The following is a 12,474-nucleotide window of genomic DNA, read 5'->3' as shown; positions in this document are numbered from 1 at the left end:
CTGTCTCATCTTCCACTCCTCAGTGGTTACGATGAGCCAACAACCCTCTCTTATCAAATTGCCCTAGTTGGACCCATAGGCGCTGACGTCAGACATTGGCCTTGCCCCAATCCCGCTGCTGATGGAACTCGGTCGCCTCATATCCGATATTTCTGATGTCGATGTATACGAACGCCATCGTGAACCTGCTCAATGGAAATGGCCTGAAGATGGGCCTGAGGTGACTTTCTCGCGCACCAAAGGGCGGGCGGGTTCGAAGAAGGTGGCCTTAAAGCTCTCGGTGACATCGCACATCGCAGATGATCGCGTCACAGATGTGATTGGTGACGATGTAGCGATATGGGACATTTCCAGTGATCCACAAGCTCATGGCGTGATCCGCCACAAGAGCGACCTAAGCCATTACAGATCTATTGTCCGAGCGACACTTGATGAGATCAAGAATGTACATGGGATGGATGTCACGATTTCTGTTTTTCCTGCAGTTCCCGTCTCTTGTGCGATTGAATTTGGCAGGGTTTGGCAACCTAAGACACATCCTGGTATTGAGATATTTGATCAGATTCGAGGGCGAGGCTTTACGCGCAGATTGTCATTCGATCCATTGTCGTAGTAGTTCAAATGTCAGGGAAAATTTTGGCTAATCGCTAACCATCAAAGATCCGACTACAGCGATCAATAGGCTAAAGCGTCTACCGCTCGTGTTTGCGAATTGAACGTCCGCTTATTCGGCTGCCTAGTGCGGTTCTCGCGCCTGCAGCGAATGTCGGCTTCCCGCCGATTCTGTGGAAAAACAACGTGTTGCGGGCGCAGAATGTAGGGTCGGATTGAGTGCGCAAGCGCCTTTCTGTTCAGGCTGTGCGCATTTGTTGCGGTGCAGGGAAGATCTTGGCTAGTTTGCGGAGGTTTTGGGCAGTGGCTGCGAGGAGGAACTCGTCGTTTGCGCCACATGGACCAAGTAATCGGAGCCGTCCCAGCCCAAGGATGCGTTTGAGGTGGGCGAAGAGCATCTCGACCTTCTTCCTGAGTTTCATCGAGACGTCGTACTGGCGGGTTTTTGCGATCTCGCGGGCGACCTGACGAGCATCTTCGTGTTCTTCACGAGTAATCTTGCGTGCATCTGCTTTCGGGCAGCACTTGGACTTCGATGGACAAGACTGGCAGGTCAGCTTCAGAGCGCGGTATCGCGCGACCCCTTTGCCGGTCGGACCTCGACTTGGATCAGAGTAGTTCCGGCGGAACTGCTTCAACGCCTGACCTTCTGGGCAGATGTATTGATCGTTCTCAGCATCCCATTCGAATTCTGCCCGCGTCCATGTGCCGTCATTGCGGCCGGACTTGTCGAAGACGGGGATGTGCGGTGCGATCTTGCGGTCAACCAGCCAGCCCAACATCGGGCCGGTGCCGTAGGCAGTGTCAGCGATTATGCGTTCGGGATGCAGATCAAACTTCTCTTTGACTCGCTTCAGCATGGTCTTCGTTGACCCAACTTCAGCTTGCCGGATCGATCTTGTCGCCTCGACATCGACGATAACGCCGTGATCTGTGTCGATGAGATAATTGTCCGAATAACTAAAGAAAGCAGGGCCTTTACGGGCTGCTGTCCATTGACTGGCTGGATCAGAATGAGACGTGAACTTGGGTTGCACCTCGCTTGCCGCACCAAATGCGGCCTCGTCCAGCGTGTCGAGATACTCGCGGACCGCGCGTGGCGCATCGGCAGGATCGATGGCTGACGCATCCCAATCTTCTTTGGGCGTCGAGTTCTGTTTGTTGGCATCCGCTTCAATCAGGCTGGCGTCGATCGCCATGCGCTGGCCGCTGACCAATCCTTCATCAATACACTGCGCAACTGTCATCTCGAACAGATGTCGCAGCAGATCGCTCTCTCGGAAGCGCCCGTGCCTGTTCTTGGAAAACGTCGAATGGTCAGGCACGCGGTCACTCAAATCAAGACGGCAGAACCAGCGATATGCCAGGTTGAGATGAACCTCTTCACACAGGCGGCGTTCGGACCGGATGCCAAAACAGTAGCCCACCAAAAGCATGCGGATCAGTAACTCTGGATCGATGGAAGGGCGGCCCGTGTGGCTGTAAAACTGACTTAAGTACTGGCGGATACCGTTCAGATCGACGAACCGATCAATCGACCGTATCAGGTGATCTTGCGGGACATGATCTTCCAGAGAGAACTCATAGAACAGCGCCGCCTGTGCTTCCTGCTTTTGTCCCAACATCGCTAAATCTCCCAACCAATATGGGAATTGAATCAGTGATGGAGCCGTCGATCAAGGAAGAGTTTTTCAACAAAATACGCCCCCCTTGTCGTCAGAGGGTAAGGATAAAGTTCGAACCCCCAAATAGCCTTTTATTGGGCCGTATATTAGCATTTTGATGGTTATTACTGAATGTCCCCAAGAAGCAGAGTTCGAACCCAAAAGTAGCCTTATAAATAAGGCTACTTTTGGTGTTTTGGACGTATGCGTCCCACTCGGCGGGCTTACCCGAGTCACTATTCGAAAAATTATCACTGACCGCCATGACTTGAATTCTAGCCACCTGGTGGTTCTTGTGGTGCTGGCCTACCCAATTCACTTCTCGAACAAACCGAATTGACTAAGTCATTCTGTCTATCCACAGGCCCTGGATGTATAATAACTCTCTATATGTTTATATTCTTAGATGATCTACTCTGATCTAATACCAGACAATTTTCGCTATGACAGGTTTTTTCAAGGCTGGCCTAAGAAGCCTTCTCAAGAGATGATCGACGCCTCATTTAAAAATAGTGATAGCTGTACCTTTGCAATTAGTGACGACGGCCAAGTCGCTGGTTTTTGCTGCAGTTTATCTGACAGAAACATTTTTTCATTTATTTCTTTACTTGAAGTGCTGCCAGAGTATCAAGGCAAGGGGATTGGATCACGGCTTATTGAGGAGACCCAGCGTAAATACAAAACTTTGTACTCGCTAGATCTCGTTTGTGACGATAAGATGATAGGTTTTTACAAAGAAAAAGGTTTCAAGAAATTGAACGCGATGTCAATACGGCGCTTTGAAAATCTATAAAATACCAAGTGAAATTATACGTTTAAGAAGTTTTGGTGATGTTGTCACCAACTCCACGCCAGAGACACCATTAAACATTGACCAATCACGCAACATATATTTAGTTCTTTCAAAATCCGTTTTTGGTAAATTCTGAACACCATCTAAGCCGTTCAAGATCGATCGAACCGCCCACTCTCCAGTCGAACCACAACATAGTGTTTCATTTTGTTGAATGTGACTTGAATTGAAATCAATGTAGACTGGATCGTTTTCCATTTCTCGACCCAAAAATTTCCGTAGCAACAGATAGCCTGGAGTCCCGCTACACCAGCTATTGCTTGTTGCACATCGACTGTGGAACTTCTCTACAACCCCAGATGTTTGCCAATGAAGTTGTTCTATATCAAGTATAGCTCCAATAACTGAATCTATATCTACATTCTTCACGTGCGTACTACTGGCAGCCAGCGCCAGGCCAACCCCAGACAAACCGTGCGCCACTCCAACGGATGACCGGTTACTCGTTAGCTCATCTATGTGCTTAAGAAAAACTTCATGGATTTCTTCGATTAAGGCAAGGCGACTGGGATCGTTGGCTTTCTTAGCAACCGCTGCCAAGCCAACTAGTAACCCAGCGACTCCATCAAATACGTCTAGCTTGGTTTCGCTTGAGAGCCTGGAGATCAAAGCGTCAACAGGAATTGAGTTAAGAATCTTGTCTAGAATGGGATTCTTGTAGAAATTTGACATCAAAGCACTGCTAAAGAGAAGTCCGCCTAACCCGTCGGCAAGACCTAAGCGCACCAGGTGGCTGTTTGGACCATGTAGAGCTAAAGTCTGATGCTCAATAGCGGAGCTGATTTTCATCAATAACAGATCAAATAGATCAGTTCCAGTTTGAGGGTCAATGTCTCGAGCGACTGAGAGATAGGTGGTCAAACCAGCAATGCCGCGACCAAAACCAACCTCCATGGGAACGTAAGAAAACCTTGTCCCATCTGCTAATCGATGTAGCGAAGCTACTAGCGCGGCTTTATTATGACCATTGATTAGCACGTCCTGATGCGTATCGTTCAAGATGGGCTCATGCATGGCCTTCTTTGAACTTCGAAAGTCCGATTGTGACTCAGAAACGAGGGCTCCTTTTCGGAGTGTTTCATCAAATGATAAAATTGATCCAATTATCAACCTACGGTCAAACACTAAACGATCAGCACTCATAGATCGAAGCTGCCGCTCAATCATTTCGAATGGCGTTAAGTAAAATTCCAGAAAAATCCAGTTTTTTCCATCAAATAGCTTAAGGCGCTCATGTAGCGCTACTTCAAACTTTGGCACGTCACCATTCAGGACAGCCTCAACTTCGGAAAATAAAATAGTTTGAGGTAAATGTGGGTTTAACTTAAAAGCTCTGCTAAGTAACCTTTTGGGATCGGTTAATCCCCAATAGCGCATGCTGTTTAGTATTCTAAGATAATCATGGGTATCACGAAAAATAAATCTCGAAATAATATCATCTTGTGGAGTTAGGAGGGAGAGTATCTTATCCTTACACGCTATTAGCGCCAGATAGGTGTCCGAGAAAGCAGACTCAATATCATCTACGAACTCAATTGCATCGACTCCAAGGCGTGACACCAATTCTTCTTCTAGATCACTCCTTCTTTCCTTGATTTGGTCGAGTATAATCCCGTCAGTACCAACTCCTAAAAAAGTAGATTCGTATTTTGTTGAACTGATCTTGTCGTTCTTGAGCAGTGCCCCTGATCGAATCGAGTTTGGCGCATCATCTCCCGTACCCGCTAGCCATTCTGGAAAGAACCCTGTGCGGCTTGGGAATTCATAGCTGGAGTCAATTCCTAAGAACTTCTGGATATCTATTTCTACCTTTGGCCTGCAGTGACCTAAAGTTTCAACGTCAATTAGGTAGGGATACTGGCCAAAAAAGAGCACGTTCTCGTGATGACAATCAGTAATGCAAAGACCATGGGCTATAGCGTGAAGAGCCCCAAGACGTTCATGAAGCTTTCTTCTTTCTTCAAAGTTGCGAGGGGCACAAGAAGCGCAGTACTCTTGCCAGCCGTAATCTCGTCTAACGATGACATTGAGTGAAGTAAGTGCGATTCTAGACTGAACGCTGTTTACGAAGCCGATGACTTGATTAATGAACTCTTCGTTTCTCAGTGATCTTGGTTTGTAAACTATTCTCTCCCCGCACTCAAAGGTCACAATCATAACCGCTCTTTGAAGATTGTGCGGGTCTGAACATCCCACCTCTATTTGACTTGCTTTCAACAGCGGGTCGTTCTCTTTCTGAAGAAGTGCTTGAATCTCACCTTGGTCTGCTTCCAAGCGAATTAGCATTTCGATAACGCTATCAATGCAGTGTTGTATCCTTTCAAAAACAATGTGGAGTCTCGAATCCTGTAAGACACCTACCCGTTCTGGGTGGCACAACACTTCCTGTTCGAACCTCGTAAGATATATCGCCTGAACATACTCGCCTGGCAGGACACTGCATTGAAGCGGTCTATACCGATCAAACGCTTGGTACAGCTGAATGAGCAGTTCTTCACGGAATTGCCCAAGAATCGCGTTAGCGCAGGTGTTTATGAAAACATCTGAATAGGACAATTTCGACTTAGTAGTCTTCGCCAATTCATAAAAAATATAAGAGCTTATCTTGTCTCTTAGTTGTTGCTCCACGTTAGCGAAAGGCGTTTGAGTGTGTGGGAAGTTGTTCGCTTCTTCTTCAGTGGGAGTATAGCCAATTGACTTCAAGAAAGGGGCAGCCATATCAAGCCGCCCCCTCAGTAAGCATTCCTAATTTAGCAGTTTGAACCACTTTGATGCCCGCCCGACATCCGAGCACCCAGCATCGAACCCGCTACACTTTCGAACTCATCTTCACCCATGGTTTTAGCCAATTCGCGATCCACTACCATCTGTTTCTTGATGTCATCTTCAGTCACGGAGAAACCAACAGTTTCGGCGAACTGAATCAAAGAAGAGATGAATGCCTCATCTGATTCAGCGGCTTTCAGTACCCTTAGAGTTTCCGTGCTTTTCATGGCTTCCCTGGTAAGTTCAGCAATGGTAGACATATTCAATCACTCCATTTTTTGGGCCCGAAGCCCGGCCAGCTCCGACCACTTCCCAATTGACATTTGGGGCCGATCATCGAGCACCCAATCTATTTTCTTTAGGTAGCCGGACTGCAAACTTATGGGGCCGCAGAGGCAGTCGTCAAGTAAAATGCTTGGGGCATCCGGAGATTTACCGCTCAATGAATCTTGGCTGATATGATCGTGATGTCGCATTAGGTTCAATCCGACTCTCAAATGACGGCTGAGAAAGTCAACCTGGCACATTAGGAGCGCCGAGAGCCTATACCGAGCCTCAAAAACTATCGTATCCGATAAGCAATTGATTTTGTGGTGTCTAGGGTCGGATTTGAACTACCGACACGAGGGTTTTTAATTCTGAGCTTAAATCACCTCCACCTCAGGCGGCACAGCAATTCCTCCAGGATCATTCGTTGGCTTGTTAGGCACACCACTTGCGTGTGGCGCATCTGGATCATCATCTGGTCGATCTTCGTCAGCCTTCAGAGTCGGCCCGTATTTTTCTTCCATCTCTTCTTGCAGGGATTGGGAGTCATCTCGCTTCTCAAAGCCCTCCAACGCACGAGGCACCCCTTTGACCGGCGCAAACCCCTGCTTCCGTGAATGCATCCCAAACGTAAACTGCGGCAGGGTCAGGATGTCCTCGGCCTTCACTTGCATGCTGCCTGCAAACTTGGTGGCGTCTTCGCGGAACGACGTCCAAATCAGCTTCGTGGCCGTATTCACCATCAACGGATCGGTGATATTGCTGCCGCCCTTCGCGCCCCTGGCTTGCGAGATGCTTTGGTGAGCAACAATGAGGCCTATGTTTGCCTTGCGAGCTTGCTCCAGCATATCTGAGATCGAGCGGTCAAAATACTCATGCGCTTCGTCAACAATCAGGTAGACAGGGCGCTCGGTCTTGGCACCGCCAAATCGGCGATAAGAGGCGCGTAGTATCAGCGCGATGAACAGACGTCCAAAGAAGGCCGACGGCGCATCATCCAGCATCGGTTTGTTTGTGTCGATCAGGATCAGTTTCTGGTTCGCCATTTCTTCAAACATATCGATCTTGTTCTCGGTGGCAGAGAACAGACGCCTGAACGTGGGATTGCGCAGCAGACCGTCCATCCGCCTCCGGATCGCCTCACGGGTGCGTTTGTAGTCTGGGGCGGGGTAATCAACGGCAAAGAAGCGCTGCATGTTCTCATCAAGCTGGCTGATTTCGTCAGCATACCGCTCATGCCCGCCATCAGCCAAGACATCCATGAAGGTGTTGATGTTGCCACCTTTGATACTGATCACCAGCTGGATGACGTACTGGAAGATCGTTTTCTGCGGGTTGGTGAACTCAGCCCACATCATGCCTTCAAGCACGAAGCTCAAGAGGCCCACCGTCTTGTTGATTAGCGTCTCACCTTCAATGCCGCGCCCCTTCATCTCTTCATAGCCAACGTCAAAGAGGTTCAGGGCTAAGTTGTACTTTGGGGTGATATGGGTGGTATTCGGGATATCGAGCTTGGCCAGTTTGTCGATCAGCTGGGTTTGACTATCAATTACAATGACGCAGCAGTCCTCATCAGAGCGCAGGTCATGGGCGATGATGTTCTCAATCAGGTTGGTCTTGCCAGATCCTGACGAGCCCAAGAGGTACGTGTGATACATCCGATCTTGCAATCCAACCATCTCTTGCACGTCAGCCAGCGGCAGCAGGGGAGTGTTCTTGAGGTAGCTCCACACGTAGTCGTCATGTTTGCAGACACTTGGCATCACCTCGTTCTCAGCGAAATAGTTCTCGTTGAGTTGGTCGGTCAGCCCTTTGAATAAGCCATCATCGTTAACAAACCGCAGGATCAGCCGTTCGATCTCCAACTTGCTGCGCTGCCGTTTCGAGTGGAACATTTGGCTTTCGTCACTGGAGTCAGGCTCGTATTCAGACAAGGCCCAGATTAGGTGGCGCTCGAATTCTTGGTAGTGGTCGGGTTGCGCGGCGTTGATGAACTTCTCGAGCTCAACCTGATAGCGGGCCAGCTTGATCGGATCATCACCCACCGGGGGCAATACCGGCGGCTGCAAGCCCTCCTGCTGATAGAGCACTTTCGCAATGCGGTGCAGTTCGGCACTCTCGATCCCGGCCTCAAACAAGGCTTGTTCCACCTGGTCAAACGATGGCGACAGCTGCTGCGCTTGGGCATAGAGCGCTCTAGTCCGCTGCTGCGCCTCACGGCGGCGTTTCTCTGGCACGTGTATGTTATTGAGGTAGTAGAGGGTACCTCCACCAACCAAGCCGATTGGGGCCACAATCATCCCAATGAATACGACGGCAATCGCCACGGTCATTAGGATGATCGCGAGACCAACGAGGTTGCCAAAAATTTCAGCAAATTCATCCATCAGAGTTCGAAGCTTGCAGTTTCTTTCTCAACTTCGGCGTTCCCAACAATCCATTGCTTCAGCCGCACTAAGCCGTTTCTCAACTCCTCCTCATACCCTTTGGCTTCCATCGGGTTGCCAAGGAAATACACATCTTCGCCCTTCATCAACTTGGTCACCGTCAGGTCAAAATGCAGGGAATCCGCACCACTCACCGCTGCGGTCAAGAGCTTCTTCCCGAGGCTCCTATTCGCATGTTTGTTGATGGCGTTGTCGGACATGTCTGAGGGGTAGCCACGCTCTAGCAGCACGTCTTTCTCTAGCTGCCGCTCGCGGATCACTGCCAACTCTTCGGCATTGAACTGCACCCGTACAGCTACTCCGTGGTATGTGGTTTTGCGGATAATGCCGCTGCTTTTTTGCACGTGATTAATTGTTACTTTCATTTCTAAGTTCCTTTGATCAATGGGTAGGTGGTGTGGTCTGCATGATCTCTACTCAGCCAGCCATCATGCAGGAATTTTTGGCGTACGGTTTTGATGGTAGAGAAGCGGTAATAGGGGTGGAAACTGGCGGGGAGCGTTGCGGCGGCTTTGCGCATGTTGGCGACACGAGCCTCGCTTGAGGTCACCACCAGCACATGAAATCCGCTGAAGCTGCCCAGGTGCTGGTATCGCTGTGTCACGCGACCACTGGCAAGATAACGGTCATACTGTGCCAGCTTGTTTGTGAAGCTGTTGACGTCTGCGTCTGGTTGGAAACTCAGTAGCTGCGTGGTGCCGCAATCGACCTCGATCAAAAACAAGGCCCGCTTTCCGCTGCCGCGATGCTCAATCACAAAGCCCGCATCAGGCACAATCTTGTTTGGTGCGGTAGTCGGATCAGAGACATAGTCGGTGGTCTCAGTTCGCCACCGCCGCCCGATCTTCTCGCGCCGGTACTCAACTAGTGTCGCGACCCGCGCATAGTCCTGCATGGCCTGAAAATCGCGCTCCAGCGACGCGAGCACGTTGAGCGTATCCATCCGGTGATACATCAACGGCGACCAGCGACTGGTCATATTGACCGGCTTGAAGGGCGCTATGGTCTGACCCAGGGCTTCGTATTCAGCGGCCAGCAAGCGATGCCCGCGTTTGGTGAGGAAATAGACCTTGGGGGTCTTCCCGTACCCACGAATGCCAGTATTGCCAAAGTGGGAGAGTGCCCTGTGTCGCTCAAGTCGCAACAACAACTCAGAGGCTGACTTGGGGCGCAGGCCGACAATGGTAGCTACCTGGTGCACCGACAGATAGCGGTACTCCAATATGGCTGACAATGCCGCCAAGGTCACAGCTGTGACCGAGAGATCAAAACTCTTTACCAAACATACATCTCAAAATTGCTGCGGAAATCGTGGCGGATTTCGAACCGACCTGTCCAGTTGACAGTCTGTTTCCAGATCAGAGACTTAGGGGGTGGTTGGTAGTCCGAGATATAGGCTGAAAGCCTATATCCCACCCGACCGCCCACTTTCGGAGACCAATCACGGCGACATAGAAATCAAAACAGGAGACAAGCCTGCCATCTGCTACGAATTCAACGTCTCTTTCAAAATAATGTCAGCGAGCTTAGATAACTGTGAATGAAGGACAGCGATCTTTGGTTGCGTAAACAGACGTACGACGTGTTGTGGCGCTTATGTGCGGAGTGTTGTCAAAAGTCTGATGTACGTTGCATAACTGAATGTGGTGCCTCTTTGAGCTGAAGCCGACTATTTCATCCCCAGAACCCGCGAAGCGCTCGCTCCACCTCCAAGATGTAGTACCGCCTGCATTCCCGTCTCGCCAATCATATGTAGGTTTACAACAGACCCGCTCGCCACCAGCGCCGGATCGATCTGCCCCACCAACGCTTCACGCTGGTCATCTGACCCCAGCAAATGCTGCAGCAGTCTTGTCGGCGCTTGCGTCGCTGCAATCCCCGTCCGGCCAGAATAGATCGTCGCATAGTTCTCTATTTCTGGCAGCATGTCTGCAGTCAGCCCCGTTACCCGATGAAAGTCCGACACCCGAAGCAATTTGCGCCCGTGGCGTCGCCATGCCTGGTGGGCCTCCAACGCTTTCCTGATAGTGGTGTCAGGCAAGCCGTAGCCCTCCAGCAACAGGCTCAGAAGGGCAGGGTGCGCAGTGTTAAGATCAACCAGCCCCGTCGCAGGTTGCAACGTGACCCCCTGCAATAGAGATAACTGCCAAACCTGTGCCTTGGATTCGAGCAGAGTTTGCGGCCCAAGGGCAAGAAGCAGCTCCGCCATCGCGGCTTTCGTCGTTAGCCGCTCCGCCAACAGCCGATTGGTCTGATTGCGTTGGATATGGGTCAGCGTCCGCGTGCTTGCCGTGCCAAAGATCAGCGTTAGTACGACCAGCGAGAACAACACCACGACCAGCGCGTAGCCTGACCTTGCGTTGCCGGTCAATTTGGCAGATTTGAGGGATATGTCGGATCGCGTTTTCATGCCCACCATCAAGCACGTTTGGCTGCTACTGGTCCACATCGCAGTCTATGGCGGTTTCGCGAATTGGCTGGGCGCGCCATTAAACTGGTTCGCCTTGACCTACGCGATTTTGTTGATCTGGGTCAGCTGCACCGACTTCATAATCTTCGAGGTGCCTGATAGCGCGGTGATTGCTTTGATCATCTCCGGTACCGGTGCCCACTGGTGGCTGGGCGACCCGGTTTTTCAGTTTGTTCTGGCAGCGGTTGTCTGGGGAGCGGGGTTCTGGATTGTAGCGATCTTGGCGCGGCGGGTCCTGGGCGAGAACGGCTTGGGCTTAGGCGATGTAAAGCTGATGGCAGGAATTGCTGCGTGGCTCGGCTTGGCCGCCCCTATCTATGTTGTGTTGTGCGCCTCTGTGGCAGGGATTGCGGTGATTGTTTTGACGCAGATGCGAAACAAGGAGGCGTTATCGCGCAAAGCGGTTGCGTTTGGTCCGTTCCTTTGCCTTTCTGCGTGGGTGATCTGGCTAAGTGGGGCAGGGGTATGAAGAAGTCGCAAATGCGTTGGACTAAGAGAACCGGTGCTACCATTCTGGAAGTACTGGTCGTACTGACGATCATCGCAATGATTGCCGCAGTGGTTGGTCCGCGTGTGATTGGCTACCTTGGCCGCGCCAAGAGTGAAACTGCCAGTTTGCAGATCAATAATCTCTCTGATGCCGTGCAGTTGTTTTACGTGGATAATGGACGTTATCCAGGTGATGGTGAGGGTCTGATAGTTCTCTTCGATAAACCTGCAGGCGATGCTGGGTGGAATGGACCCTACCTTGAGACGCGAGAGGCATTGAGTGATCCATGGGGGAGAGACTACGTGTACATTGCACCCTCAAGTGAAAGCTCATTTAGCATCCAATCGTTTGGCAGAGACGGCACGCAGGGCGGCACCGGTGAGGACGCAGATCTAGGGTCCTAGAGCCTTGGGCGAACTGTGAACTCAGGCCACCCCGGTTTTGATCCTTCGGAAATGCGAATGCGGATGAGGTGCGGTAGACTAGTGTCATCAGACCAGTGCTTGTGCCAATTGCCATCGTCAGAATAATAATCAACCGTCAACTCTCCAACGTTACCGACCAACATATCTGTCCAGCTCTCAACCACAGCGGCGTCATCATTGAGTAGCTCCGTCTCGAGCAGCAGGGTGTCACCTTCAAGTGTGACATTCATGCGCATAGCAGCTGCATTGGGTGCAAATGGCGTCTCAGCCAAGGTCACAAACGAAAACCCATCCGAGCGACCGGAGAAGGGGTTGTCAAAAGGTGTCAAGCGGGTTGGGGGCAAAGTTTGTGAGAGATAACGGCGCAACTGACTGCGAAGTGCGATTTCCTGAGAGTACTGGCCCAAAACATCAGTCCTGCGCCAAAGCTGTGCCCCCAATCCAAACGCCCCGGACAGTCCTGCGCCGATTAGTGCAAGG

12 protein-coding genes are annotated in these 12,474 nt (G+C 50.8%); 4 read left to right on the top strand and 8 right to left on the bottom strand.

What is annotated here, in order from left to right; translation table 11 throughout:
* Positions 1 to 82: 82 nt before the first annotated feature.
* Positions 83 to 613, top strand: a complete 531-nt coding sequence (locus BCF46_RS04750) for an SAVED domain-containing protein (RefSeq protein WP_342768413.1) — start codon at positions 83 to 85, stop codon at positions 611 to 613.
* 238 nt (positions 614 to 851) lie between these two features.
* On the opposite strand, the gene BCF46_RS04745 is transcribed toward BCF46_RS04750, so the two are convergent.
* Positions 852 to 2,237 (bottom strand): IS1182 family transposase, encoded by a 1,386-nt coding sequence (locus tag BCF46_RS04745; RefSeq protein ID WP_121022187.1) that lies wholly within the window; start codon positions 2,235 to 2,237, stop codon positions 852 to 854.
* Between the two features lie 445 nt (positions 2,238 to 2,682).
* On the opposite strand from BCF46_RS04745, the gene BCF46_RS04735 reads away from it, so the two are divergent.
* Positions 2,683 to 3,069: a GNAT family N-acetyltransferase gene (locus BCF46_RS04735; protein ID WP_121022183.1), complete on the top strand. Its 387-nt coding sequence runs from the start codon at positions 2,683 to 2,685 to the stop codon at positions 3,067 to 3,069.
* Here the strand turns inward: BCF46_RS04735 and BCF46_RS04730 are convergent.
* The 6 genes from BCF46_RS04730 to BCF46_RS04700 all read right to left on the bottom strand — a co-directional run bounded on the left by BCF46_RS04730 (position 3,064) and on the right by BCF46_RS04700 (position 11,019).
* Entirely contained in the window at positions 3,064 to 5,847 is a 2,784-nt protein-coding gene (locus tag BCF46_RS04730) for a DUF4135 domain-containing protein (RefSeq protein ID WP_121022181.1), read from the bottom strand. The genes BCF46_RS04735 and BCF46_RS04730 overlap by 6 nt on opposite strands.
* 32 nt (positions 5,848 to 5,879) lie before the next feature.
* Positions 5,880 to 6,155: a hypothetical protein gene (locus BCF46_RS04725; protein ID WP_121022179.1), complete on the bottom strand. Its 276-nt coding sequence runs from the start codon at positions 6,153 to 6,155 to the stop codon at positions 5,880 to 5,882.
* Positions 6,156 to 6,539: 384 nt separating this feature from the next.
* Positions 6,540 to 8,549: a type IV secretory system conjugative DNA transfer family protein gene (locus BCF46_RS04715; protein WP_121022176.1), complete on the bottom strand. Its 2,010-nt coding sequence runs from the start codon at positions 8,547 to 8,549 to the stop codon at positions 6,540 to 6,542.
* Complete coding sequence (locus BCF46_RS04710; RefSeq protein WP_121022174.1) at positions 8,549 to 8,974, bottom strand: hypothetical protein; 426 nt, start codon at positions 8,972 to 8,974, stop codon at positions 8,549 to 8,551. The genes BCF46_RS04715 and BCF46_RS04710 overlap by 1 nt, the downstream gene beginning before the upstream one ends.
* A 2-nt stretch (positions 8,975 to 8,976) precedes the next feature.
* A complete protein-coding gene (locus tag BCF46_RS04705) occupies positions 8,977 to 9,891 on the bottom strand; it encodes a replication-relaxation family protein (protein WP_121022172.1) in 915 nt (304 codons plus the stop codon).
* A 387-nt stretch (positions 9,892 to 10,278) separates the two neighbouring features.
* Entirely contained in the window at positions 10,279 to 11,019 is a 741-nt protein-coding gene (locus tag BCF46_RS04700; RefSeq protein ID WP_147435950.1) for a hypothetical protein, read from the bottom strand.
* Between BCF46_RS04700 and BCF46_RS04695 the strand changes: the two genes are divergently transcribed.
* Both BCF46_RS04695 and gspG read left to right on the top strand, forming a co-directional pair.
* A complete protein-coding gene (locus BCF46_RS04695; RefSeq protein ID WP_170157862.1) occupies positions 11,018 to 11,548 on the top strand; it encodes a prepilin peptidase in 531 nt (176 codons plus the stop codon). The two genes, BCF46_RS04700 and BCF46_RS04695, sit on opposite strands and share 2 nt — an antisense overlap.
* Positions 11,545 to 11,973 (top strand): type II secretion system major pseudopilin GspG, encoded by a 429-nt coding sequence (gene gspG / locus BCF46_RS04690; RefSeq protein ID WP_121022166.1) that lies wholly within the window; start codon positions 11,545 to 11,547, stop codon positions 11,971 to 11,973. Before BCF46_RS04695 ends, gspG begins: the two co-directional genes overlap by 4 nt.
* On the opposite strand, the gene BCF46_RS19915 is transcribed toward gspG, so the two are convergent.
* Positions 11,970 to 12,323 carry a type II secretion system protein GspJ gene (locus tag BCF46_RS19915; protein ID WP_245989786.1) on the bottom strand — a complete coding sequence of 118 codons (354 nt, stop codon included), beginning with the start codon at positions 12,321 to 12,323 and terminating at the stop codon, positions 11,970 to 11,972. The two genes, gspG and BCF46_RS19915, sit on opposite strands and share 4 nt — an antisense overlap.
* Positions 12,324 to 12,474 lie beyond the last annotated feature (151 nt).

Source organism: Litoreibacter meonggei (genome assembly GCF_003663885.1).
Taxonomy (GTDB): domain Bacteria; phylum Pseudomonadota; class Alphaproteobacteria; order Rhodobacterales; family Rhodobacteraceae; genus Litoreibacter; species Litoreibacter meonggei.
Note: the sequence above shows the minus strand (reverse complement) of the source record. Positions and strands in the feature narration are given on the sequence as shown.

What these genes read in the sequence shown, in the direction of transcription:
- BCF46_RS04730 (WP_121022181.1), bottom strand. Translation starts at nt 5,847, where the DNA reads ATGGCTGCCCCTTTCTTGAAGTCAATTGGCTATACTCCCACTGAAGAA.
- gspG (WP_121022166.1), top strand. Translation starts at nt 11,545, where the DNA reads ATGAAGAAGTCGCAAATGCGTTGGACTAAGAGAACCGGTGCTACCATT.
- BCF46_RS04710 (WP_121022174.1), bottom strand. Translation starts at nt 8,974, where the DNA reads ATGAAAGTAACAATTAATCACGTGCAAAAAAGCAGCGGCATTATCCGC.
- BCF46_RS04715 (WP_121022176.1), bottom strand. Translation starts at nt 8,549, where the DNA reads ATGGATGAATTTGCTGAAATTTTTGGCAACCTCGTTGGTCTCGCGATC.
- BCF46_RS04700 (WP_147435950.1), bottom strand. Translation starts at nt 11,019, where the DNA reads ATGAAAACGCGATCCGACATATCCCTCAAATCTGCCAAATTGACCGGC.
- BCF46_RS04725 (WP_121022179.1), bottom strand. Translation starts at nt 6,155, where the DNA reads ATGTCTACCATTGCTGAACTTACCAGGGAAGCCATGAAAAGCACGGAA.
- BCF46_RS04745 (WP_121022187.1), bottom strand. Translation starts at nt 2,237, where the DNA reads ATGTTGGGACAAAAGCAGGAAGCACAGGCGGCGCTGTTCTATGAGTTC.
- BCF46_RS04735 (WP_121022183.1), top strand. Translation starts at nt 2,683, where the DNA reads ATGATCTACTCTGATCTAATACCAGACAATTTTCGCTATGACAGGTTT.
- BCF46_RS04695 (WP_170157862.1), top strand. Translation starts at nt 11,018, where the DNA reads ATGCCCACCATCAAGCACGTTTGGCTGCTACTGGTCCACATCGCAGTC.